Genomic DNA, 24,463 nt, shown 5'->3' on the forward strand with positions numbered 1-24,463 from the left:
TAATAGTGTTTATAAAAGTATTGGGAGCGTTTTTTTTATCTAAATTGTCTTCTAGTAAGCAGAAAAAAAAATTGTTTTAGTCGGGGGGAACTTAGGGGAGAAGTATGAAGATAACGCATCTGTCTTTCATCAGTATTTATTAGAACATCATCGTGAAGAGATGGATATCTATTGGATGTATGATCCGAAAACAACCTATGTAAAAGAGCAACGTATACCAAATGTTGTGGCTTTAGGTAGCTTCCGAAATTATTTGCTATTTTTTAAGGCAAATTATTCGATTCACGGTCATTCGATTGCTTATGACATTGCACCTTCCATCGACAAGTACATATTCTTGAACAAGAAAACGATCATGATCCATATTAGTCATGGAATTGAATGTTTTAAAAAGATTCTTATTCAAAAAGAAGATGTACCTTTACTAGCTCGGTGCAACTACTTCAACTGTGCATCCCAATACGAAAAAAACATAAAGCTGCATGAATGGGGAATACCAGAAGAGAAGCTTATAGTGACTGGGATGGCGAGATTCGATCGGTTTGGTCCTAACAGGCCTTCAAAAAAGGTAAAGCATATTCTGGTAATGTTCACCTGGAGAGAAACGTTATTCGATTTATCAGAGGAGGAATTTTTAGCGAGTGATTATTTTCAATCCACATTGAAAATCTTTCAAGATAAACGAATGGAAGCACTTATCTCTTTTGGGAAGCTTCATCTTAAAGTAATGTTGCACCCATTTATGAAGAAATTTGAACACCTTTTTAGGAATTTTGATATTAGCGGAGGAGAAGTGGAGTTTTATAGCTTTGATGAAATATCTATTGGAGATGAGATTATAGAAGCAGATATGTTACTTACTGATTATTCTAGTATTTCATGGGATTTTTTATATATGAATAAGCCCATCATCTTTTTTACCTTTGATCAAGAGGAATTTTTAAAAATGAGAGGTTCTTATCTAGATTTGGATAAAGACTTGTATGGCTATAAAGCCAATACAATAGATGAAGTGATAGAATTCATGTCTCATATAACTGAGCGTAATCATACCGAAAATCCCTTTTACACTATAGCTTCCAATTACATAGACTACTTCGACAGAAATAACTGTAAAAGACTTGCTGTGGAAATTTTCAGAAAAAAGTAAGCGGAATATAGTAAAAAGCCATAAACTGATATAGTATAATAAGTATATATTAAGACAAAGGTAGGCGAGTAAAATGAAAAAGAAACAACATGTTCCTAAAACGAAAGAAAATATTATTTTCTTTCCGGGAATGGTTGAAAAGCTAATACACGACGGATTAGCTTTTGCAGAAGCAAATAATCATATAGAAGCGGCTAAATGCTTTGATCATGCAAAGGAACATATTGAACTAGACGACACGATTTTAATTGTATACATACTTTCTCTATTAGAAACTAATCGTCAACCAGAAGCAAAACTTATTTGTGAGAATCTACTAAATAAAAAGTCACCTTTGTTCGAACAAATAGTGGAACTCTACTTAACAATCTTACTCGACCTAAAAGCTTATCATGAAGTGGACAGCGTGTTAAATAAATTACTTGTGGATACAAGATTTACGAATGAAAGAAAGAAAAACTTTTTACAGTTAAAAGAATTAAGTGGGCGACTTGCTAAAGAGCAAGATAGCTTTCTTGGGAGTGGCACTGAGCCAAACCTAAGTGCTGACAAAGAGAAATTTGCGATTGAGGAGTTTGAAAAATTACACTTTTCGAAGCAAGAAGCGTTGATACAAGAAGCTTTCCACCAAGATATAAAAGAAGTGATCACTAATATTATTGAAATTATCCAAAGTAAAAAAGTATCTCCTACTATTCAAACTCTTGCGCTTTTATTACTAGGGTCTAATGGTGTGACAACTAATATACTAATTGAAAAGTTTGGTTTAAAACAAATTGTCAATCCGGTTTCCCCGCCTACTCCAAATGCGATGGAACGAGTAGAATCGGTTACTCAACATATTAATAATATTTTAGAGAAAGACCCTACTAAATTGCAGTTAACGACAGGGTTAGTACATAGCCATGCATATGCATTATTTCCATTAGACTGGGAAGCATATAGCGATGAAGATGTTGCACAAGAATATGTAAATTTTGTTGAAACTTTATTCGGAGACGAAAGTGTTCAGCCAAATGAGTTGAATGAGTTCATAAAATTATTGGAAGAATCAACAGATGTAATAGTGGATGAATAATGTTGAAAGTCTATTCAACTATGCTATAATATACAAGTTGTCAATATAATTAGTGTATAATCGCCCTGTATGTAAAAATACAGGCTGCTAAATTATTGTAAATTAATTTTTGGAGGTAGAATATATGTCAATGGATTTGTCAGTAAAATGGGAAAAACAAGAAGGCAATAATGGTTTATTAACTGTAGAAGTAGCTGCAGAAGAAGTTTCAAAAGGTTTAGACCAAGCGTTTAAAAAAGTTGTAAAACAAATAAATGTACCTGGTTTCCGTAAAGGGAAAATGCCACGTCAAATGTTCGAAAAAATGTATGGTGTGGAATCTTTATTCCAAGATGCACTAGACGTTATTCTTCCACATGCTTATGGGCATGCTGTTGAAGATGCTGGTATTGACCCAGTAGATCAACCTGAAATCGATATCGTAACGATGGAAAAAGGACAACCTTTAGTATTTACTGCAAAAGTTGTTGTAAAACCAGAAGTAACTTTAGGTGATTACAAAGGTTTAGAAGTAACTAAATTAGACGAAACTGTTACAGACGAAGAAATCGAAGAGCAACTAAAAAGCCAACAAACTCGTTTAGCTGAGTTAGTTGTAAAAGAAGATGCAATCGTAGAAGGCGATACTGCTGTAATCGACTTTGAAGGTTTCGTTGATGACGTTGCATTTGAAGGTGGAGCAGGAACAGACTACCCACTAGAAATCGGTTCTAACTCTTTCATTCCAGGATTTGAAGAACAATTAGTAGGTGTAAAAACTGGAGAGTCAAAAGACGTTGAAGTAACTTTCCCGGAAGAATATCATGCTGCTGAACTAGCAGGTAAACAAGCAGTTTTCAAAGTAACTGTGAAAGAAGTTAAAGGAAAAGAACTTCCTGAACTAAACGACGAACTTGCAAAAGAAATCGATGCTGAAGTAGAAGGTATCGATGCTTTACGTGCAAAACTAAAAGAAGTTACTGCTGAAGAGAAAAAACAATTAGCAGCACAAACACTTCGCGACAACTTAGTAGAAGCAGCTGCAGCTGCTGCAACAATCGACATTCCAGAAGCAATGATCGCTTCTGAGACAGATCGTATGCTTCAAGAATTTGGTCAACGTTTAGAGCAACAAGGGATGAACTTAGATCTTTACTACCAATTCTCTGGTCAAGACGAAGCAGCACTACGTGCTCAAATGCAAGAAGATGCAAACAGCCGCGTAAAAGTTTCTTTAACACTTGAAGCAATCGCTGAACAAGAAGGATTGAAATCTACAGAAGAAGATGTAAATGCTGAACTTGAAAAAATGGCTGCACAATTCAATATGTCTGCTGAAGATATTAAAAAAGCTCTTGGTGGTACAGCAGTGCTTGAAAACGACATTCGTTTCCAAAAAACAGTTGAGTTCTTAGTAGACAACGCTAAAATTTCATAATTTACATTAGAAATGTGCAAGTTCCTGTGTAGTAAGCATATAGCTTAAGTTAGCGACAATATGACGCTTTGACTGCATGACCTACACGCTGCTGACTTACGACAGGTGGATATTCTTCACTTAAAGAAAGAGCTTTTAATTCTTTGGGTGAAGGGTATTTGACCCTGAGGGGCTAGTCTTTGGAACTAATCAGATAATGAATAAAAGGGTTTATACTTTCTTATTCATACCTGGAAGCGTTATAATATAAAACAAGGTACAGCAATGTCTGTGCCTTGTTTTATACCATACATAGGTTACACGGTTATAAAACATAAACGTATTATTTGATTACTTAATGAGAATCTTGTAAGATAATTGCTTGAATAGGGGTGAATATTTTGTTCAAATTCAATGACGAAAAAGGGAACTTAAAATGTTCTTTTTGTGGAAAACCACAAGAACAAGTTCGCAAGCTAGTTGCAGGACCAGGAGTCTATATTTGTGACGAATGTATCGACTTATGTTCTGAAATTGTAGAAGAAGAGCTTGGAATCGAAGAAGAAGTAGAGTTCAAAGAAGTTCCAAAGCCAAAAGAAATTTTAACTATTTTAGATGAGTATGTAATTGGGCAGGAAAGAGCAAAAAAATCACTAGCAGTAGCAGTGTATAACCATTACAAACGCATCAATTCAAATAGCGTAATCGATGAAGTGGAATTATCTAAATCGAATATCGTATTAATAGGACCTACAGGTAGTGGTAAAACATTACTAGCTCAAACATTAGCACGTATTTTAAATGTACCATTTGCTATTGCAGATGCGACTTCTTTAACAGAAGCGGGCTATGTTGGGGAAGATGTTGAAAACATCCTTTTAAAACTTATCCAATCTGCGGATTATGATATTGAAAAAGCAGAAAAAGGGATTATTTATATCGATGAAATAGATAAAGTAGCGCGTAAATCTGAAAATCCTTCTATTACTAGAGATGTTTCAGGTGAAGGTGTTCAACAAGCACTTCTAAAGATATTAGAAGGTACTGTTGCTAGTGTTCCACCGCAAGGCGGTCGTAAGCATCCACATCAAGAGTTTATACAAATTGATACAACGAATATTTTATTTATCGTTGGCGGTGCGTTTGACGGAATCGAACAAATTATTAAACGCCGTCTAGGTGAAAAAGTAATTGGTTTCGGCGCAGATCCAAACAAAGTGGAAATAGAGGCGGGTTCTGTCCTTAGTCAGTTAATCCCAGAAGATTTATTGAAATTTGGGTTAATTCCAGAGTTTATCGGTCGTTTACCTGTACTTGCAAGCTTAGAACAGTTAGACAATCAAGCGCTTGTACAAATTTTAACGGAGCCTAAAAATGCGCTTGTTAAGCAATATCAAAAAATGATCGAGTTAGATAATGTAAAACTAACATTTGAAGATGATGCATTAATTGAAATTGCGAAAGAAGCGATTGAGCGTAAAACTGGAGCTCGTGGTCTTCGTTCTATTATTGAAAATATCATGTTAGACGTGATGTACGAGTTACCGTCTCGTGAAGATATTGTAGAGTGTGTCATCACGAAAGAAGCTATTACAGAAAAAGCTCGTCCAAGACTATTGTTAGAAGACGGCACTGAAGTAGAAAAAGATAACGAAAAAACATCTGCATAACTTGATGTTGATAATATAAGCTGGCTTCCAACCTGCGCGTGCTTAGCGCAAGCAAGGATGTCAGCTTTTTCTTCTTACGTTTCCTTTTGGTGAAATTAGGGAAGAGCGGAATAGAGAGATTGAACCGTATTTTTATCATACGATTCGGACAGAATAAGTTGGAGGTGACTTCCCGAAATGGCAAACAAAAATACGACATACTATCCAGTATTACCTCTTAGAGGGCTATTAGTATTTCCAACAATGATTCTTCATGTCGATGTAGGGCGTGAACGTTCAATCGCGGCTTTAAATGAAGCGATGTTACGTGAAGAAAAGTTGTTTTTATCTGCACAAAGAGATATGACGATTGAACAACCGACAATGGAAGATTTATATGATGTTGGGGTTATTGCAATTGTAAAACAAATGGTGAAGCTACCAAATGGAACGATGCGTGTTTTAGTAGAAGGATTGCAGCGTGCGATTTGGGATGATTATAAAAAAACAGATACGTTTGATGAAGTAACTGTGTCTGCATACATTGAACCAGAAAAAGCAGATCAGGAAGACGAAGCACTTATGCGTACGTTACTACATAATTTTGAAAATTATTCAAAGGTATCCAAGAGCGTATCAGAAGAAACATATAATTCAGTGATAGATATTGAAGAACCAGGACGATTGGCTGATATGGTTGCGTCCCATTTACCTTTAAAAATTTCTGGCAAACAAGAACTTTTAGAAATAATGGATGTAAAAGAGCGATTAGAGGTACTGATCGCCCGATTATACAATGAGCAAGAAATACTCAACCTCGAACAAAAGATTAATACACGTGTCAAACATGCGATGGAACGAACACAAAAAGAATTTTATCTTCGTGAGCAAATGAAAGCCATCCAAACCGAGCTTGGAGAAAAAGAAGGTAAAACTGGTGAAGTAGCAGAGTTGAAAAAGCGGATTGATGAAGCCGGATTACCTGAATCGACTAAAAAAAATGTATTAAAAGAGTTAAATCGTTATGAAAAATTACCATCTCAAGCGCCTGAAAGTGGAGTTATTCGAAATTATATCGATTGGATTGTTTCTATTCCTTGGTCAAAAGCAACAGAGGATCAATTAGATATTAAACGTTCCGAACAAATATTAAATCGAGACCATGAAGGATTAGAGTCGGTGAAGGAAAGAATTTTAGAATATTTGGCCGTTCGTCAATTAACGAAATCATTGCGGGGACCAATCCTTTGTTTAGCAGGACCTCCTGGTGTAGGGAAAACTTCACTTGCAAAGTCTATTGCTGAATCATTAGGCCGTAATTTTGTTCGTATTTCGTTGGGTGGGGTTCGCGACGAATCAGAAATTCGTGGGCATCGTCGAACTTATGTAGGTTCCATGCCTGGACGCATCATTCAAGGAATGAAAAAAGCAGGCACTATAAATCCACTATTTTTATTAGACGAAATCGATAAAATGTCGAACGACTTTAGAGGAGACCCTTCTGCTGCTATGTTAGAAGTATTGGATCCAGAGCAAAATAATACATTCAGTGACCATTATATTGAAGAAACATATGATTTATCTAATGTATTGTTTATTGCTACTGCGAATGACTTAAGCACGATTCCAGGACCATTACGAGATCGAATGGAGATTATTTCACTTGCAGGTTATACGGAATTGGAAAAGCTTTCAATTGCCAAAAATCATTTATTGCCAAAGCAAATAAAAGAACATGGTTTAACAAAGTCTCAGCTTCAATTGAAGGATGATGCAATTATAGATATCATCCGCCATTTTACACGAGAAGCAGGGGTAAGGGGTTTAAACCGTGTACTAGCAAATGTTTGCCGAAAAGCGGCACTCCAAATCGTTTCTGGTGACAAAAAACGGATAACTATTACACCGAAGAATTTAGAAGATACAATCGGTAAACGAAAATTCAGATACGGACTAGCAGAAACAGAAAACCAAATAGGTGTAGCTACTGGACTTGCATATACAACGGTTGGTGGAGATACCTTGCAAATTGAAGTATCTTTATCGGCAGGTAGCGGGAAACTTCAACTAACTGGTAAACTCGGGGATGTCATGAAAGAATCCGCGCAAACAGCGTTATCCTATGTTCGCTCGAAAGCAGATGAATTTGGTATTGATGCATCTTTCTACGAAAACAATGATATTCATATTCACGTACCTGAAGGAGCCGTTCCAAAAGATGGACCGTCAGCGGGAATTACAATTGTTACCGCACTTGTATCCGCTCTGTCCAAACGACCGATCAAACGTGAAATTGGCATGACAGGGGAAGTAACACTTAGAGGTAGAGTATTACCAATTGGTGGATTAAAAGAAAAAACATTAAGTGCACATCGCGCAGGGTTAACAACAATTATTTGCCCTAAAGACAATGAGCGTGATATTGAAGATATTCCAGAAAGTGTTCGTGAAGTATTAACATTTCATTTTGTTTCCGATGCTCAAGAGGTGCTTCAATTAGCATTGGAGGAGACAAAAAAATGAAAATTAATAACGTCGAGCTACTTATAAGTGCTGTAAGACCAGCGCAATATCCAGAAGGGGGCTTACCAGAATTCGCGTTAGCAGGACGTTCGAATGTTGGGAAATCATCTTTTATCAACAAAATGATTGGTCGAAAAAGTATGGCGCGGATTTCATCGAAGCCAGGAAAGACGCAAACATTAAATTTTTATAAATTAGAGGAAGATTTACTTTTTGTGGATGTACCTGGGTATGGTTACGCGAAAGTATCTAAGACAGAACGTGCGGCATGGGGGAAAATGATTGAGACATATTTCACATCCCGTGATGTATTAAAAGCAGTCGTGCTACTTGTAGATTTACGTCATCCTCCAACAGCGGATGATTGCATGATGTATGACTTTTTAAAGCATTATAATATTCCATGTATCGTAGTTGCTACAAAAGCCGATAAAATTCCTAAAGGCAAATGGGACAAGCATAAAAAAATTGTCAAAGAAGAGCTGCAGATGGAAAAAGGCGATCCGCTAGTCGTATTTTCATCTGAAACAGGTCTAGGCTATGACACGGCTTGGGCGGAGATTGAAAGCAGAATGTAATATCACGTCTGTTGATCAACCTTTTTATATAAAGAGTAAGTGCCCGAAGATGCAATTTCGGGCACCTTATCGTTTCTATCATGCGTTCCTTGTTTATTTTTACAAAGTTCATACTGCGAGCTTTTGGTTATTCATTAAATAGGATATTATATAACCACAACCCGATTAAATAAGTGATTAAAAAAGATTATGTAGGGTAATATATCTCTACGCAATCTTTTTTATGTTGTGTTCAATTTGCTAATTTTCTGCATATTTCGCATTCAAGCTATTGCCTTGTAATGGGTCAAGTTGTTTGTTAATATTATTTTATAATCATTCTAAATAAGATTTCATAGCTTGTTCACAAATGGCTAAAAACCTGAGGAAAAGCTATGATATAATAGGACTAATGAAATGAACGTGAAAGGGAGACATGATTCCATGCATACAATCGTGGTAGGTGTCAATTACCGTACTGCTCCAGTTGAAATTCGAGAAAAGCTATCATTTGTCGAAACAGAGCTGCCGAATGCGATGCTAGCATTACAAGGACAAAAAAGCATACTCGAAAATGTCATTGTATCTACTTGTAACCGTACAGAAATATATGCGACTGTAGATCAATTACATACAGGCAAATACTATGTTAAGCAATTTTTAGCAAATTGGTTTGATATTCCATTAGAAGACTTATCTAACTATTTATTTATCCATGAGGATAATGATGCTAATAATCATTTGTTCCGAGTTACGGCAGGTATAGATTCAATGGTGCTTGGAGAAACCCAAATATTAGGTCAAGTGAGAAAAAGCTTTCTAAATGGTCAAGAAAATGGTACAACAGGGACTGTTTTCAATCAATTATTTAAACAAGCGGTCACATTTGCAAAACGTGCACATTCTGAAACAGCAATTGGTGAAAATGCAGTTTCCGTTTCTTATGCTGCAGTGGAGCTTGGAAAGAAAATTTTCGGTACGTTAAAACATAAACATGTAGTTATTTTAGGTGCTGGAAAAATGGGAGAGCTTGCTATTCAAAACTTGCACGGAAGCGGTGCAGAAAAAGTAACAGTTATTAACCGTACTTTTGAAAAAGCGAAAGAACTTGCAGAGAAATTCGAAGGAAATGCAAAACCGATGGACGAGCTACAATGTGCTTTGTTAGAAGCGGATATTTTAATCAGCTCAACAGGTGCAACAGATTTCGTCATTGACTTTGAACTAATGCAATTTGTAGAACGTTTACGTAAGGGCAAACCGCTATTTATGGTAGATATCGCGGTACCACGTGATTTAGATCCACGTATTGGTGATTTACCAAATGTCTTTTTATATGATATCGATGATTTACAAGGTATTGTGGAAGCGAATTTAGCAGAGCGCGAACGAGCAGCAGGGCAAATTAAGAAAATGATCGGAACCGAGGTAGAACAATTTAACGATTGGATAGCTACACTTGGAGTTGTTCCAATTATTTCGGCACTTCGTCAAAAAGCAAACAAAATACAAACCGAAACAATGGTTTCTATTGAAAACAAAATGCCTGATTTAACCGAACGTGAGCGTAAAATTCTAAATAAGCATACAAAATCTATTATTAATCAGCTTTTAAAAGAACCGATTTTACAAGTGAAAGAATTATCCACAGCTAAAGATTCGGTGGAACAACTTCAATTATTCCAACAAATTTTTGGAATTGAAGAAGAGGTGCAAAAGGAAATCATTGACCAAGCTGAAAAAGCGAAAATCAACTTAAAGCAAACAATTATCCAATCTCAAAATTTAAAAGAAAATTTATCATTTTAACCAAGTAAAAGGAGGCGTTTTATATCTATATGGAAACTAATAGATATTTTAAACGCCTTTTTTTATATGTAGATACAAAGGCAAAAGCTTTTTTGCTTAGTATCGATCTAGCTCTAGCACCTTGTCCTTCACAAGCTCGTCAAAAAGAAAATCGCTTGTGATGGCTGGTGGACTTGCGCATAGGATTACATTAGGCGCTAGGGCATTTCTTATGTAGAGGGAGATTTGATATGGCAGATTTGACGATGACAAGGCTGCACGAGATAATGGTCGTCCTCCAATCCGTTAGTCTTGTTTTTTATTTTATCGATTATTTGAATAAAGATCGTCATGCACACCGAATTGCGGTGCGGCTGCTCTTTATTGTTTGGATATTGCAAACGGTGTTTTTAGTGTTGTACATAGTCGAAACGAAGCGGTTTCCAATACTATCTTTGTTTGAAGGAATATATTTTTATGCGTGGTTAATCATCCTATTATCCTTAGTGTTGCAGCTTATATTCCGATTAGATTTACCCGCGTTCTTTTTGAATGTGATTGGGTTTATCTTTATGACGATTCATACCTTTGCGCCAAATCAGATTGAACAGTCTGCAGTTGGTGACACATTGCGATCAGAGCTATTATTTATTCATATTACATTTGCTCTATTGGCATATGTCGCTTTTTCTTTATCATTTGTTTTTTCGACATTATACTTAATTTTATATCGTGTGCTAAAAAAGAAAAAATGGACAAATCAGTTTTCTAGATTGCCATCTTTAAAACAAGCAGAAACAGGAATGACGTTATCTATTTTAATAGGGATTCCTTTGTTGTTTGTAAGTTTGGTTCTTGGGTTAGAATGGGCATATGTATCCCTAGAAGTATTTTCGATCGCTGATTTTAAAATTATCAGTTCTTTCTTCTTATTGGTTGTATATATTGTCGTTTTAATAATAAAAAAACGAGCAAAATTTATTGGAACAAACTATGCTTGGGTTCATATATATGCATTTTTATTTGTTTTGATCAATTTTTTATTGGGTAGTCAATTCTCCCAATTCCATTTATGGTATTAACGAAGGGCAACCAAAGCTTGTCGCAAGCTCAATAAACACATTAAAATTTAGACGTAATTATGCCAAGGCGTAATTGATAGAAAGGTAGCGAAAAGATGCGTAAAATTATTGTAGGTTCAAGAAGAAGTAAGTTAGCTTTAACACAAACAAACTGGTTTATACAGCAAATGAAAGATATGGGTGCTCCTTTTGAGTTTGAAGTAAAAGAGATTGTAACAAAAGGAGACCAAATTCTAGATGTGACGCTATCTAAAGTTGGTGGAAAAGGACTTTTTGTAAAAGAAATTGAACAAGCATTATATGACAAAGAAATCGACTTTGCTGTACATAGCATGAAAGATATGCCATCCGTATTGCCACCAGGATTGGTAATGGGCTGCACACCAAAACGAGTAGATGAAAGAGATGCATTTATCTCAACAAATCATGTGAAATTTGCAGATTTACCTGCAGGAGCAGTTGTTGGGACGAGCAGCTTAAGAAGAAGTGCTCAACTACTATTAATGCGACCAGATATCGAGATTAAATGGATTCGCGGAAATGTGGATACAAGACTTCAAAAGCTGCAAGACGGCGAGTATGATGCGATCATTTTAGCAGCAGCGGGACTGAAGCGCCTCGGCTGGAGTGACGAAGTAGTGACGGAATATTTGTCACACGAGGATTGTGTTCCTGCAGTAGGACAAGGTTCTTTAGCAATCGAATGTCGCGAAGATGATGCAGAATTGCTTGCAGAGCTTGCGAAGCTCTCGGATAAAGAAACTTGGGATGCTGTACATGCGGAGCGTGCATTTTTGGCTGCAATGGATGGAGGATGCCAAGTGCCTATAGCAGGACATGCGATTATTGATGGCGATAAAATAACGATGACCGGATTAGTTGCGGCGCCGGATGCATCTGTCGTGTATAAAGAAGTAGTAACGGGAACGGATGCCGAAACAGTAGGAAAAGAAGTAGCGCGCCTAGTTACAGAGCAAGGAGCATATGATTTAATCCAACAAGTAAAGGCAGATTTAAATGACTAATGGGCAACCCTTAAAAGGCGAGCATGTCATTTTTACTGGAATACTAAGATCCTCAGACGCAGTCGATTTAACGTTGCGATTAGGAGGCAATCCAGTAATTGCTCCTTTAATCACGACACAGGAAATCATTGCGGTAGATGACAAACAGAAATTACTTGCCTGTTACGAATATGATTGGTTCATTTTTACGAGTCAAAGTAGTGTGCATGCATTTTTTTCAAAAATAAAAGAATATGAATTAGATGCATCTTCATTTAAATCTAAAATTGCAGTTGTTGGTTCAAAAACGGCATGTGCTATAGAAAGCCTGGGTTTTCAAGTAAGTTTTACACCTACTGTTTTTAGTGCAGATGTTTTTGTACAAGAGTTTCCAGCAGTTTCTGCAGCACATGAAAATTGTCTGTTCTTTAAAGGTAATCTGGCTAAAAACACCATAGTTGATGGGTTAACAAATGTAATTGATACATGGACAATATACGAAACGGTGGAAGTAGATGAAAACTCGGAACAAGTTCGAGCACTACTGGAAAGTGGAGAGGGTTGTTCAATTATCTTCACAAGTCCGTCTACTGCAAGTGTATTTCATCGAAGTATAGGCGTTCATACAGGTTATGATCGATTCACCATATGTACTATTGGTCATATTACGAAAAACTATTTAGAATCATTAGGGGCGACCGTACAAGTCATGCCGAAGACATACACGTTATTAGATGTAGTAAATAAATTAGCAGAGTGGAAAGGAAGAGCACAATGACAGAATTAGTATTTCAACGTCACCGTCGTTTAAGAAAAACAGCTGGTATAAGAGCAATGGTCAAAGAAACATATTTACATAAAGAAGATTTAATCTACCCGATTTTCGTAATAGATGGAGAAAATATTAAAAACGCAGTAGCTTCTATGCCTGGTGTTTTCCAATTTTCTTTAGATCGTCTAGCAGAGGAAATAGATGAAGTAGTATCACTAGGTATCCCTTCTGTTATTCTATTTGGACTTCCTGCAGAAAAAGATGCAGTTGGAACACAAGCATATCACGATCATGGAATTGTCCAAAAAGCAATCCGTTTTATAAAAGAACGTCATCCTCACTTGGTAGTCATCGCAGATACTTGTCTATGTGAATTTACAGACCATGGACATTGTGGTGTAGTTGATGCAAATGAGCGTATTTTGAATGACCCTTCTCTTGATTTATTAGCTAAAACAGCAATAAGCCAAGCAGAAGCAGGTGCAGACATTATTGCCCCTTCGAATATGATGGACGGCTTTGTTACTGCTATTCGTCACGGTTTAGATGCTGCAGGATTTGCAGATGTACCAATTATGTCTTATGCGGTGAAATATGCTTCAGCGTATTATGGTCCTTTCCGTGAAGCTGCAGATGGAGCGCCAAAATTCGGAGATCGCAAAACGTATCAAATGGATTACTCTAATCGCATGGAAGCAATCCGTGAAGCATCATCTGATATCGAAGAGGGTGCGGATATGTTAATCGTGAAGCCAGCCCTTTCCTATTTAGATATTATCCGTGATGTGAAAAATAACTTTGACTTACCGATCGTTGCTTATAATGTAAGCGGGGAATACGCGATGGTCAAAGCAGCTGCGATTAACGGCTGGATTAACGAAAAAGAAACAGTACTAGAAACGTTAACAGGAATGAAACGTGCCGGAGCAGATATTATCTTAACATATCATGCAAAAGACGTTGCACGTTGGTTGGAGGAGAAATAATGACAAAATCATATGATCTATCTAAACAAGCGTTTACAGAAGCAAAAGAACTAATGCCAGGCGGCGTAAACAGCCCAGTTCGTGCATTTAAATCCGTTGATATGGATCCAATTTTCATGGAAAGTGGTAAAGGTGCCATTTTAACAGACATCGATGGCAATGAATACATCGATTATGTATTGTCATGGGGTCCACTTATTTTAGGTCATACAGAGCCGAATGTAGTGAAAGCTATCCAAAAAGTAGCGGAAACTGGTACAAGCTTTGGTGCTTCGACAATAATCGAAAACAAGCTTGCTAAACTTGTAATGGACCGAGTACCTTCTATCGAGATGGTTCGCATGGTTTCTTCTGGTACTGAAGCGACAATGAGTGCACTTCGTTTAGCTCGTGGATATACAGGTAGAAATAAAATATTGAAGTTTGAAGGTAGTTATCATGGTCATGGGGATAGCCTGCTTATTAAAGCTGGTTCTGGTGTCGCTACGCTTGGTTTACCAGATAGTCCTGGTGTTCCTGAATCAATTGCGAAAAATACAATTGCGGTACCTTATAATGACTTAGAGAGCGTTCGTCACGTATTCGAGAACTTTGGTGATGATTTAGCAGCAGTTATTTTAGAGCCTGTAGCAGGAAATATGGGCGTTGTTCCACCAGTTGAAGGCTTTTTAGATGAGCTTCGCCAGTTAACGGAGCAAAATGGAACTTTGTTAATCTTTGATGAAGTAATGACAGGATTCCGAGTTGGTTATAATTGTGCGCAAGGTTATTTTGGAATCACACCAGATTTAACTTGTCTTGGAAAAGTAATCGGCGGCGGTCTACCTGTTGGTGCTTTTGGTGGAAAGCGCGAAATCATGGAAATGATTGCACCAAGCGGTCCTGTATATCAAGCTGGTACACTTTCTGGGAATCCCCTTGCGATGACAGCGGGGTACGAAACACTTTCTCGTTTAAATGAAGAAACATATGACTATTTCATTAAACTGGGTGACCAATTAGAAAAAGGCTTCCGAGAAGCAGCAACCAAATATAATATTCCACATACAGTAAATCGAGCTGGTTCAATGATTGGGTTCTTCTTTACAAATGAAAACGTAATTAATTTTGAGACAGCAAAAACATCTGATTTAGAGCTATTCGCTAAGTATTTCCGTCTAATGGCAGAGGAAGGTATTTTTCTACCACCTTCTCAATTTGAAGGCTTGTTCTTATCAAGTGCCCATACAGAAGCGCATATCGAAAAAACAGTACAAGCATTCCATACAGTATTTGAAAAATTAGCTAGATAATAACGAAGGGCCTTGTAAATGCAAGGTCCTTTTTATCTTATTGGGGATAGAAAGCAGATGGTCTGTTATTATATAGGGATACAGCGATGTGGTTATCGGCGTTTTCTTCTGAGTAAGCTTGTTATTTTATGAAATGGTTGCTTTCATCAGTAATTTGGTTGCTCTTATGCTGATTTAGTTGCTTTCCCATTAGAATTGGTCGCTTTTAATAATTGGTTGGTTGCCCTTAGCCATTTATTGGTTTTGCACAGTCGAAAACTGGTTATGGTTTTGTTCTTAACCAGTCGCTCATAATTAAATAAGATATTACTATTAATTTTCGATATAGGCGGCGATGTTTCATCGCTCACCCCACGGCGGATATCTAATAAATCCCTACCTTGTAGTGTCCCCATCATCCGAAACAAAGGTAGCCCGTTAAGTTTGTTAGTCCAACTTATTTGACATAATCTGATTACTAAAATATAATTGCTTACGAAAAGTAATTAATGAAGAATACTATAAATGAAAATGCAATTTAGTTACGAAGAAAAGAGGAATTAATCATGGTTAATATTCAAACCGTTACAAACGATGCCATTAATGTTTTAAAAGATAAAATACAAGTACTTAAGGCTACAGAAGGATCGATCTACTTAGTTGGACCGATTCGCTTGCCTGTTAACTTACATGGAGAAACAGTGATTTTCCAATGGTATTGCTGGTTAAATAGCAAGGAAGAAACAGAGGATATCGGACAAATTATAGACAACTTATCTTCTGCTAATTTGGCTGAATATCAACAATCGAGTGTTCTCGTTTATGGGGATTTCCAGCAGGATGAAGAGGCGTTAATCCGTATGCATTCCATTTGCCATACTGGCGATATTTTTGGAAGCAAACGATGTGATTGTGGCTTCCAATTGAAACAATCCATGCAAATGATTGTGGACAATGGATCAGGTGCATTATTTTATTTAGCAAATCACGAAGGTAGAGGAATTGGCTTGTTTAGTAAGGCAATGGCTTATATCCTTCAAGAAAATGGTTCCGATACAGTAGAAGCAAACGAAAAACTAGGTTTTGTCGATGATTCAAGAAATTATAGCGATGCAATTGAAGTGCTAAAAGCATTGCGTTCTAAACCAGTAACATTGATCACCAATAATCCGAAAAAGTTAAAAGCATTACAAGACGCAGGACTTTCCGTTTCTGGTCGTACTCCTTTGTGGGGCGATGTTTCGGAATATAATGAGTCATACTTACAAACGAAAATCAACCGCTCTGGACATTTGGAGGAAGCAGGTACATTCCTACATGACTAATCATACGTTTTATATGAATCTTGCACTTCAAAATGCGCAAGCGATGAAAGGACAAACAGATCCAAATCCACTCGTTGGAGCGGTGATTGTAAATGATAATCGTATCGTTGGTGTAGGGGCACATATGAAGGCGGGTGAACCTCATGCAGAAATTCATGCAATTCAAATGGCTGGAGACAAAACAAAAGGGGCTACTATCTATGTAACGCTCGAGCCATGCTCTCATCACGGGCGAACTGGCCCATGCGCAGAGGCCATCGTAAAAGCAGGTATACAAACGGTAGTCATTGCAACATTAGATCCGAATCCTATCGTATCTGGACGAGGAGTCAAAATCTTGGAAGATGCGGGTATTGACGTTATTGTTGGTGTGGAAGAAGAGGCTTCACGCAAGATGAATGAGGTGTTTAATAAATTCATCGTAGAAAATAAACCATTCGTTACTTTAAAATCGGGGATTACTCTAGATGGTAAAATAGCTTCTCATACAGGCCATAGTAAATGGATTACTTCAGAAGAGGCTAGACACGACGTGCATCATTTACGCAATGAGCATATGGCAATATTAGTAGGGGTTAACACGGTTATTGCAGACAATCCTGAGTTAACGACTCGTATCCCGAATGGACGAAATCCACTTCGAATTGTACTAGATTCTTCATTGAAAATACCCCTAGAATCAAAATTAGTTACAGATAAGCTTGCAGATACTTGGATTTTCACAAGTGCAAACTATGATGAAAAAAAGAAAGAGACCCTAGAAAAACTAGGTATTTCTATATTCCATACTTCTAATCCAAAGCATGTAGATCCACTTGAAGTCGTCACCATCTTAGGGGAAAAATCGATTTCTTCTTTACTTATAGAAGGTGGAGGCACGATCAATGCTGCATTTTTAGAAAACAAATTAATCGATAAGGCAATTATTTATATTGCTCCAAAATTAATTGGTGGTACTAATGCTCCTTCGTTTATGGGAGGCACCGGTATCGAAAGTATGGGCGATGCAGTAGAACTAGTGGATACGGACGTTGTTAAAATCGGAAAAGATTTTAAGTTTGTCGGATATCCAGTTTATAAAAGAGGGATAACAGAATGAGATTTGGATTTGATATTGACGATACATTGATTAACCTTCGGGAGCACGCTTTCCACGTTTATAATAAAAAACTCAATCAAAACATTGCTCTTGAAATTTTTCATGCGTTAAAAAAAGTAGAAATACATGAGCCTTTTGGTATGACTGCAGAGGAAGGCTTCAGAATGTGGAACAGTTCTTTAGAAGAAATATATTATACTAATTGTCCACCTTATTTGGGTGCAGTGGAATTATTACAGCAATTAACGAAAGAAGGACATGAAATTTTCTATATTACTGCTCGCCCGCCTGAACATCGGGAGCAAACAAAAAAATGGCTAGGAGAACAAGGATTTCCGGTTAAAGATGAAAATTTCTATTGTGGAATGAAAGATCAAGAAAAAGTAAATATTATTCAAAAGCTGCAGTTAGATTATTATTTCGATGACAAACCGGATGTATTAAATACACTGGCTAACTGTGAAACGAAAGTATTTGTGAAAACTCAATCCTATAACGAGCATCTAACCATTCCAAGATTTTCGGATTGGTCCGAATGGAAACAGCTAATAGGGGAAACTGAAAATTTAAGATAATAGCTAAAGTATCGCTGTTCTATTCGTACCTTCTTTTTCATAAGTTGTCCTATATGAAGGAGGATGACAAATGGAAGTGAAAAATTGGGATGTAAAAGAACAGTTTCTTTTTCCTGCAAGCTTCGGTGTGCCAAAAGATATAAGAACGGTGGCAGTTACTCCACAATTTGAACAACAAGAAACAGAAGAATCGATCCAAATAGTGGGGATCTATCATATTACCTGTCATGTTGAGTTCGAAGAAGGTGAACATGCCCATCATGCAACAAGTGAAATTACAGAAATTGAAGATTTAGATGTACAAGGCGAAGTCGGTTATTTTGAATATGCTGTACCGATGAGTATAGATATTCCAAAAGAAAAAATTCGGGCAGGCAGTTCACCTACTTTGAATGTTCAACATGTGAATGCGAAAACCACAGAGCATGCAGCAATTGAAATTGCATGGTCTGTTAATTGCGAATTTGAAGGTCCCAATGAGGAAGCAGTAGAGATCGAAATTGAGATCGAAAAGAAAATAGAATTGGAACCTATTCTGGAAGAAAAAGATGTTAAAGAAAAAAATACAGAAGACACGAAAGAAAACGAAAACACAACAAGAGAAGAGTCTGAACTTCAATTCATTTTAGATTTAGCCGATGGTTACTCCAAGGTTTCCTATCCATCAAATTATGTCTCTGTAAAACAGAAAACAGATGAGGAGTAACAAAACAAGTAATAGAAAATCCCAAGTGGTAGGTACAATTAATACACGTATTAGCTGAAAACCACAAATAGGAATAATGAAACCTTTGCAATAAAACCGCGTTTTACGTAACCAATCAGGTAACAAATAAGGGTTATAGCCTTTTCTTTTCATAATATTCTCCTTTCACGAGACTTGACTTGACGACATATGATAAGATTAGGTACAATATTGACATCTAAATATTGATGCAATGAATGGGAAGAGTAAAATGACTTGGTTATCAAAAGAAAGGAAACAACTTGCTGAAATGTTTCTGTTAACTACCATTTGAAGGTAGCCCATGAGCAGCCTTTGTGAACTAATAGTAGCAAATGCCGGTTTGAAGCCGTTATCGAATTGAGAGCGTGATGCGCATTTTTTTGGCATCTGCGAATAAAGGTGGTACCGCGAACAAACTCCTTCGTCCTTTAATGACGAATGGAGTTTTTTTATTTGCATTCATCGGTTGAATGCAAATAAAGCCTCCGGCGGATGTCACAGATTTTAAAGGAGTTAATCGAGCTTGCTCGATTCAAAATCTGGACGCAATTACGCCGAGGCGTAATTGATATAATTTTTTTAGGAGGAACAACAGATGACAAATGAAGCGACGATGCCAACAAAGTACGATCCTCAGTCGATTGAAAAAGGTCGATATGAGTGGTGGCTAGAAGGAAAATTCTTCGAAGCACACCCGGAAAGTGACAAAAAACCGTATACAATCGTAATTCCACCACCAAACGTAACTGGAAAATTACATTTAGGCCACGCTTGGGACACTACTCTACAAGATATTCTGACACGTATGAAACGTATGCAAGGGTACGATACACTTTGGTTACCAGGAATGGACCACGCAGGTATTGCTACACAAGCAAAAGTAGAAGAAAAACTGCGTTCAGAAAATATTTCTCGCTATGATTTAGGTCGAGAAAAGTTCGTCGAAGAAACATGGAAATGGAAAGAAGAATATGCTGGTCATATTCGTTCGCAATGGGCAAAGCTCGGACTTGGTCTAGACTATTCACGTGAGCGTTTCACATTAGACGAAGGTTTATCGAATGCTGTAAAAGAAGTTTTCGTTAAGCTGTACAATAAAGGACTAATTTACCGTGGTGAATACATTATTAACTGGGATCCTGCAACAAAAACGGCACTATCTGATATCGAAGTAATTCATAAAGATGTACAGGGTGCATTCTATCATATGCATTACCCCCTAACGGATGGTACTGGTTCCATCGATGTTGCGACAACGAGACCAGAAACAATGCTTGGTGATACTGCAGTTGCTGTACATCCTGAAGATGAACGCTATAAACATTTAATCGGTAAAACAGTTAAGCTACCTATTGTTGGCCGTGAAATTCCAATCGTTGGAGACGACTATGTTGATATGGAATTTGGTAGTGGAGCAGTGAAAATTACACCTGCACACGATCCGAATGACTTTGAAATTGGAAATCGACATAATTTAGAACGTATTTTAGTTATGAATGAAGACGGTACGATGAACAAAAACGCAGTATCTTATGACGGAATGGATCGTTTTGATTGCCGCAAGCAAATCGTCAAAGATCTACAAGATGCGGGTGTTTTATTCAAAATTGAAGAACATCTTCACTCAGTTGGGCATTCAGAGCGTAGTGGAGCAGTTGTAGAGCCGTATTTATCCTTACAATGGTTCGTTAAAATGCAGCCGCTTGCTGAAGAAGCAGTTAAGTTACAACAAGCGGAAGAAAAAGTAAACTTCGTACCTGACCGCTTTGAAAAAACATATTTAAATTGGATGGAAAATATTCATGATTGGTGTATCTCTCGTCAATTATGGTGGGGTCATCGAATTCCAGCTTGGTATCATAAAGAAACAGGCGAAGTGTATGTTGGACACGAAGCTCCTCTTGACGCGGAAAACTGGGATCAAGACGAAGACGTGCTAGATACTTGGTTCTCCTCTGCACTATGGCCATTCTCAACACTTGGCTGGCCGGACGCTGAAAATGAAGAGTTTAAAAAGTACTATCCAACGAATGCACTTGTAACCGGTTATGATATTATATTCTTCTGGGTTTCTCGTATGATTTTCCAAGGGGTTGAATTTACAGGAACTCGTCCATTTGATGACGTTTTAATCCACGGACTTGTTCGTGCAGAAGATGGACGAAAAATGTCTAAATCGCTTGGTAACGGTATAGATCCAATGGACGTAATCGACCAATACGGTGCCGATTCCCTACGTTATTTCTTAAGCACAGGTTCATCTCCAGGCCAAGATTTACGCTATTCTACAGAAAAAGTAGAAGCAGTTTGGAACTTTGCCAATAAAATCTGGAATGCATCTCGCTTTGCATTGATGAATATGGACGGTTTGAAATTTGAAGAAATCAATCTAGATGGCAAAAAATCAGTTGCCGATGCATGGATTTTAACACGTCTAAACGAAACGATCGAGCAAGTAACAAGACTTTCAGACAGATATGAATTCGGTGAAGTAGGGCGTGCGCTATATAACTTCATCTGGGATGATTTCTGTGACTGGTATATTGAAATGTCTAAACTCCCACTAAATGGAGACGATGAAGAAGCGAAGAAAATGACTCGCTCTGTATTAGCATATGTTTTAGATAATACAATGAGACTTCTTCACCCATTCATGCCATTTATCACAGAAGAAATTTGGCAAAACCTACCGCACGAAGGGGAGTCTATTACATTAGCAGCTTGGCCGACTGTAAACGAAGCCCTTTCCAATAAAGAAGAAGCAGCTAGCATGAAGTTACTTGCAGAAATTATTCGTGCAGTCCGTAATATCCGCTCAGAAGTACAAACGCCAATGAGCAAAAAAGTGCCGTTATACATTTCGGCAAAAGATGCAGATACACTAGCAGTACTAGAAGCAAACGCAAAATATTTAGAGCGCTTCTGTAACCCAGAGCCGCTTGTAATCGGGCAAGATCTAGAAGCACCTGGTCAATCGATGTCTGCTGTTGTAACTGGTGCAGTTTTATACCTACCACTCCAAGGATTAATCGATATCGATGCAGAAAAAGCTCGTCTAGAAAAAGAATTAGAAAAATGGGCAAAAGAAGTGAAGCTAGTTCAAGGAAAACTATCCAATGAACGCTTCGTATCCAAAGCACCAGAAGCAGTTGTTGCCGAAGAACGTGCAAAAGAACAAGATTATTTAGAAAAACACGCAACTGTGTTAAAGCGTTTAGAAGAATTGAAAAATCTTTAAGAAAAAAGAGTGAGTGGGCTTAAAAAATGTCCGCTCACTCTTTTTAGTTGGAATTTTTGGGGTTTTAGTTGGAAAATTTTGAGGTTTAGTTGGAATTTTGGATGATTTAGTTGTAAAAATGGCGTGTTTAGTTGTAATATCCATATTTCTGGTAAAAAAGAGCGCGCGTTAAAATGAGTACAGCCACTTATTAACCGGCTAGAATCTACTTTAGATAGGGAATCGAGTTTAGTTGTAATAAAAGGGGTATTAGTTGGAAAATTTAGAGGTTTAGTTGGAATTTTGGATGATTTAGTTGTAAAAATAGCGCATTTAGTTGTAAAATCCATATTTCTAGTAAAAAAGATCGCACGTTAAAATGAGTACAGCCACTTATTAACCGGCTAGATTCTTCTTTAGATAGGGAATCGAGTTTAGTTGTAATAAAAGAGGTTTTAGTTGGAATTTTGGATGGTTTAGTTGTAAAAATTGCGCATTTAGTTGTAAAATCCATATTTCTGGTAAAAAAGAGAGCAGCCAATTATCAATTGGCGCGCTCTTTTTCAGTTATTTTTTTATTTATATGATTCATAATCGGTAAAGCAATGTCCTCACCAGTTGTTGCGAAATAGGACCTTGCTCCAACCGGATCTTCGATTTCATTGAATAGCCAAGTTCCATCTGGTAACAAAAGAAAGTCTATTCCGATGTAATCACTTTTCAATGCTTTAGCGATTTTTTGAACATCTGCAGCTTGTTCACTATTTAGTATATATTTTTCGACTGTACCGCCAAGTGTGAAGTTAGATTTGAAGCTATTTTCAGCACCTATGCGTTTCACAGCACCAACAACTTCATCGCCTAACATAAATACGCGTACATCTGTTGCGTTTGTTTCGATATATGTTTGTGCGATGATTGTTTGGGATTTGTGTTTTTCTAGGAAGTGTAGCGCATCTTCTTTTGTTTGACTAAGCTCTACTTGTGTTCCACCATATCCATCAACCGTTTTTAACACAGTTGGGTATTCGTTGATTTCGGAAATACTGTGTATTCTCTTTGTTGGGACAGTGGCTATTCCTAGAAGCTGGACGAGCTGAATGGCTTTTAATTTATCGTTAGCTATCAGGTTAACTTCTGCCCGATTAAACATTGGGATCCCACGTTGTTCTAATTTCTTAGCAAGCTTTGGATTTCTAGCTCTAAAAAAGATGAAATCAGTTTCCGGAATCGCTGGATTTTGATCATCTATAACGGTTAGAGTGATTCCATGGCTCTTAGCAGCCGTTATTAGTCGATCTATAAAACTTCTATTTCGCTCGATTTCTTTTAATTCATATATCAATAAGCCGTTCATATCGTAACTGCGCCAACTTTCGAAAGTATATAACTAATCATATAATCTCCTACATTAATACCGGTCACATTATATAGATTGCGAATATGGGCAACGCCGTTTACTTCACATACTAATGGCTCTTCATCGTCGCCAAATAATAAATCTACTCCCGCAAATTCTGCGTTTAATGCAGCAGCAGCTTGAATGGCTACTTCTTTTTGTCTTTCCGTCAAAATAATAGAAGAGGCAGTTCCGCCGTTTGTTATGTTAGCACGGAAATCTGTTTCAGATTGGCGATGCATGCAAGCAACAACTTCTCCGCCGACAACATTCACGCGTATATCTCGTCCACGACTGTTCTCGATAAATTGTTGGAATACGTACTCGATTCCTCTAAGTTCTTCCACTTTCTCGTAAAATTGCTCTCTAGTTTCGATTAAATAGACACGCATTCCAAATGATCCGTGTGCTTCTTTTATAATCATAGGAAGCTTTAATTTTTCTATCACTTGTTCATAATAACCTGTATGCACAATCGAAAATTCGGGATACACTTTCGGTGCGATAATTGTTAAGGGCATTGGCACTAATGCTTGGGCTAAAGCGAGATATTGCTGCGCTTTATTGTCACAAATTTCAATGACATTCGGATCATTAAAAACAGGAATGCCTTGGTTTTTCAAATATTTGGCCAGTAATATATCTTTATCAAGAAAGACGACAAAATCTGGTCTCATTGATAAGTATTCCTGGACATTAATAAGCAGCTCATAGTTCTTCACTAATATTGCTTGGATTCCTTGTTTTTCAGCAGCTTCTTGAAGGAGGAGCGCTTGTTCGATAAATTTATCATGAGTAAGACTACCGTTGTATACAATCCAACATGTTTGCATAATGAAAGACCCCTTCGATTGCGTGTTATAAT

At 37.3% G+C, this 24,463-nt stretch carries 20 protein-coding genes and 1 other annotated feature; of the genes, 18 read left to right on the plus strand and 2 right to left on the minus strand.

Annotation, left to right across the window (positions count from 1 at the left end):
- Nucleotides 1–70: 70 nt before the first annotated feature.
- The 18 genes from ACIP9W_RS01265 to ACIP9W_RS01350 all read left to right on the plus strand — a co-directional run bounded on the left by ACIP9W_RS01265 (nt 71) and on the right by ACIP9W_RS01350 (nt 22,220).
- Nucleotides 71–1,150: a CDP-glycerol glycerophosphotransferase family protein gene (locus tag ACIP9W_RS01265; RefSeq protein WP_400785936.1), complete on the plus strand. Its 1,080-nt coding sequence runs from the start codon at nt 71–73 to the stop codon at nt 1,148–1,150.
- A gap of 73 nt (nt 1,151–1,223) precedes the next feature.
- Nucleotides 1,224–2,228 carry a hypothetical protein gene (locus ACIP9W_RS01270; protein ID WP_400785285.1) on the plus strand — a complete coding sequence of 335 codons (1,005 nt, stop codon included), beginning with the start codon at nt 1,224–1,226 and terminating at the stop codon, nt 2,226–2,228.
- A gap of 136 nt (nt 2,229–2,364) precedes the next feature.
- Nucleotides 2,365–3,645: a trigger factor gene (gene tig / locus ACIP9W_RS01275; protein WP_400785938.1), complete on the plus strand. Its 1,281-nt coding sequence runs from the start codon at nt 2,365–2,367 to the stop codon at nt 3,643–3,645.
- Between the two features lie 380 nt (nt 3,646–4,025).
- Nucleotides 4,026–5,294 carry an ATP-dependent protease ATP-binding subunit ClpX gene (gene clpX / locus ACIP9W_RS01280; RefSeq protein ID WP_282243773.1) on the plus strand — a complete coding sequence of 423 codons (1,269 nt, stop codon included), beginning with the start codon at nt 4,026–4,028 and terminating at the stop codon, nt 5,292–5,294.
- Between the two features lie 177 nt (nt 5,295–5,471).
- Nucleotides 5,472–7,796 carry an endopeptidase La gene (gene lon / locus ACIP9W_RS01285; RefSeq protein WP_400785287.1) on the plus strand — a complete coding sequence of 775 codons (2,325 nt, stop codon included), beginning with the start codon at nt 5,472–5,474 and terminating at the stop codon, nt 7,794–7,796.
- A complete protein-coding gene (gene yihA / locus ACIP9W_RS01290; protein ID WP_093266368.1) occupies nt 7,793–8,374 on the plus strand; it encodes a ribosome biogenesis GTP-binding protein YihA/YsxC in 582 nt (193 codons plus the stop codon). Before lon ends, yihA begins: the two co-directional genes overlap by 4 nt.
- Nucleotides 8,375–8,797: 423 nt before the next feature.
- Nucleotides 8,798–10,162: a glutamyl-tRNA reductase gene (gene hemA / locus ACIP9W_RS01295; protein ID WP_400785290.1), complete on the plus strand. Its 1,365-nt coding sequence runs from the start codon at nt 8,798–8,800 to the stop codon at nt 10,160–10,162.
- A gap of 29 nt (nt 10,163–10,191) precedes the next feature.
- Nucleotides 10,192–10,323 carry a hypothetical protein gene (locus ACIP9W_RS01300; protein ID WP_400785291.1) on the plus strand — a complete coding sequence of 44 codons (132 nt, stop codon included), beginning with the start codon at nt 10,192–10,194 and terminating at the stop codon, nt 10,321–10,323.
- A 69-nt stretch (nt 10,324–10,392) separates the two neighbouring features.
- The gene (locus ACIP9W_RS01305; RefSeq protein WP_282243766.1) at nt 10,393–11,223 is read left to right on the plus strand and encodes a cytochrome C assembly family protein; all 831 of its coding nucleotides are present in this window, start codon (nt 10,393–10,395) and stop codon (nt 11,221–11,223) included.
- 95 nt (nt 11,224–11,318) lie between these two features.
- Nucleotides 11,319–12,248, plus strand: a complete 930-nt coding sequence (gene hemC / locus ACIP9W_RS01310) for a hydroxymethylbilane synthase (RefSeq protein ID WP_400785294.1) — start codon at nt 11,319–11,321, stop codon at nt 12,246–12,248.
- Entirely contained in the window at nt 12,241–13,005 is a 765-nt protein-coding gene (locus ACIP9W_RS01315) for a uroporphyrinogen-III synthase (RefSeq protein ID WP_400785296.1), read from the plus strand. The genes hemC and ACIP9W_RS01315 overlap by 8 nt, the downstream gene beginning before the upstream one ends.
- A complete protein-coding gene (gene hemB / locus ACIP9W_RS01320) occupies nt 13,002–13,985 on the plus strand; it encodes a porphobilinogen synthase (RefSeq protein WP_282243760.1) in 984 nt (327 codons plus the stop codon). Before ACIP9W_RS01315 ends, hemB begins: the two co-directional genes overlap by 4 nt.
- Nucleotides 13,985–15,277 carry a glutamate-1-semialdehyde 2,1-aminomutase gene (hemL, locus tag ACIP9W_RS01325; RefSeq protein WP_400785298.1) on the plus strand — a complete coding sequence of 431 codons (1,293 nt, stop codon included), beginning with the start codon at nt 13,985–13,987 and terminating at the stop codon, nt 15,275–15,277. Before hemB ends, hemL begins: the two co-directional genes overlap by 1 nt.
- 545 nt (nt 15,278–15,822) lie before the next feature.
- Nucleotides 15,823–16,581, plus strand: coding sequence for a GTP cyclohydrolase II (locus ACIP9W_RS01330; protein WP_400785300.1), 759 nt, complete (start codon nt 15,823–15,825; stop codon nt 16,579–16,581).
- A complete protein-coding gene (gene ribD / locus ACIP9W_RS01335; protein WP_400785302.1) occupies nt 16,574–17,680 on the plus strand; it encodes a bifunctional diaminohydroxyphosphoribosylaminopyrimidine deaminase/5-amino-6-(5-phosphoribosylamino)uracil reductase RibD in 1,107 nt (368 codons plus the stop codon). Before ACIP9W_RS01330 ends, ribD begins: the two co-directional genes overlap by 8 nt.
- Nucleotides 17,677–18,255 (plus strand): 5' nucleotidase, NT5C type, encoded by a 579-nt coding sequence (locus ACIP9W_RS01340; RefSeq protein ID WP_400785304.1) that lies wholly within the window; start codon nt 17,677–17,679, stop codon nt 18,253–18,255. The genes ribD and ACIP9W_RS01340 overlap by 4 nt, the downstream gene beginning before the upstream one ends.
- 70 nt (nt 18,256–18,325) lie before the next feature.
- Entirely contained in the window at nt 18,326–18,961 is a 636-nt protein-coding gene (locus tag ACIP9W_RS01345; RefSeq protein WP_400785306.1) for a hypothetical protein, read from the plus strand.
- A 223-nt stretch (nt 18,962–19,184) separates the two neighbouring features.
- Nucleotides 19,185–19,414: a binding site (T-box leader), on the plus strand.
- Nucleotides 19,415–19,577: 163 nt separating this feature from the next.
- The gene (locus ACIP9W_RS01350) at nt 19,578–22,220 is read left to right on the plus strand and encodes a valine--tRNA ligase (protein WP_400785308.1); all 2,643 of its coding nucleotides are present in this window, start codon (nt 19,578–19,580) and stop codon (nt 22,218–22,220) included.
- 523 nt (nt 22,221–22,743) lie between these two features.
- On the opposite strand, the gene ACIP9W_RS01355 is transcribed toward ACIP9W_RS01350, so the two are convergent.
- Together ACIP9W_RS01355 and ACIP9W_RS01360 are read right to left on the minus strand one after the other, a co-directional pair.
- Nucleotides 22,744–23,556, minus strand: a complete 813-nt coding sequence (locus tag ACIP9W_RS01355) for an ATP-grasp domain-containing protein (protein ID WP_400785310.1) — start codon at nt 23,554–23,556, stop codon at nt 22,744–22,746.
- A complete protein-coding gene (locus ACIP9W_RS01360) occupies nt 23,553–24,431 on the minus strand; it encodes an ATP-grasp domain-containing protein (protein ID WP_400785312.1) in 879 nt (292 codons plus the stop codon). Before ACIP9W_RS01360 ends, ACIP9W_RS01355 begins: the two co-directional genes overlap by 4 nt.
- Between the last annotated feature and the right edge of the window lie 32 nt (nt 24,432–24,463).

Source organism: Psychrobacillus sp. NPDC093180 (assembly GCF_044754065.1).
GTDB lineage: Bacteria > Bacillota > Bacilli > Bacillales_A > Planococcaceae > Psychrobacillus.

What these genes read in the sequence shown, in the direction of transcription:
- hemC (WP_400785294.1), top strand. Translation starts at nt 11,319, where the DNA reads ATGCGTAAAATTATTGTAGGTTCAAGAAGAAGTAAGTTAGCTTTAACA.
- ACIP9W_RS01350 (WP_400785308.1), top strand. Translation starts at nt 19,578, where the DNA reads ATGACAAATGAAGCGACGATGCCAACAAAGTACGATCCTCAGTCGATT.
- hemA (WP_400785290.1), top strand. Translation starts at nt 8,798, where the DNA reads ATGCATACAATCGTGGTAGGTGTCAATTACCGTACTGCTCCAGTTGAA.
- hemB (WP_282243760.1), top strand. Translation starts at nt 13,002, where the DNA reads ATGACAGAATTAGTATTTCAACGTCACCGTCGTTTAAGAAAAACAGCT.
- ACIP9W_RS01355 (WP_400785310.1), bottom strand. Translation starts at nt 23,556, where the DNA reads ATGAACGGCTTATTGATATATGAATTAAAAGAAATCGAGCGAAATAGA.
- hemL (WP_400785298.1), top strand. Translation starts at nt 13,985, where the DNA reads ATGACAAAATCATATGATCTATCTAAACAAGCGTTTACAGAAGCAAAA.
- ACIP9W_RS01330 (WP_400785300.1), top strand. Translation starts at nt 15,823, where the DNA reads ATGGTTAATATTCAAACCGTTACAAACGATGCCATTAATGTTTTAAAA.
- yihA (WP_093266368.1), top strand. Translation starts at nt 7,793, where the DNA reads ATGAAAATTAATAACGTCGAGCTACTTATAAGTGCTGTAAGACCAGCG.
- ACIP9W_RS01300 (WP_400785291.1), top strand. Translation starts at nt 10,192, where the DNA reads ATGGAAACTAATAGATATTTTAAACGCCTTTTTTTATATGTAGATACA.
- lon (WP_400785287.1), top strand. Translation starts at nt 5,472, where the DNA reads ATGGCAAACAAAAATACGACATACTATCCAGTATTACCTCTTAGAGGG.
- ACIP9W_RS01270 (WP_400785285.1), top strand. Translation starts at nt 1,224, where the DNA reads ATGAAAAAGAAACAACATGTTCCTAAAACGAAAGAAAATATTATTTTC.
- ACIP9W_RS01315 (WP_400785296.1), top strand. Translation starts at nt 12,241, where the DNA reads ATGACTAATGGGCAACCCTTAAAAGGCGAGCATGTCATTTTTACTGGA.
- ribD (WP_400785302.1), top strand. Translation starts at nt 16,574, where the DNA reads ATGACTAATCATACGTTTTATATGAATCTTGCACTTCAAAATGCGCAA.
- ACIP9W_RS01360 (WP_400785312.1), bottom strand. Translation starts at nt 24,431, where the DNA reads ATGCAAACATGTTGGATTGTATACAACGGTAGTCTTACTCATGATAAA.
- ACIP9W_RS01305 (WP_282243766.1), top strand. Translation starts at nt 10,393, where the DNA reads ATGGCAGATTTGACGATGACAAGGCTGCACGAGATAATGGTCGTCCTC.
- ACIP9W_RS01345 (WP_400785306.1), top strand. Translation starts at nt 18,326, where the DNA reads ATGGAAGTGAAAAATTGGGATGTAAAAGAACAGTTTCTTTTTCCTGCA.
- ACIP9W_RS01340 (WP_400785304.1), top strand. Translation starts at nt 17,677, where the DNA reads ATGAGATTTGGATTTGATATTGACGATACATTGATTAACCTTCGGGAG.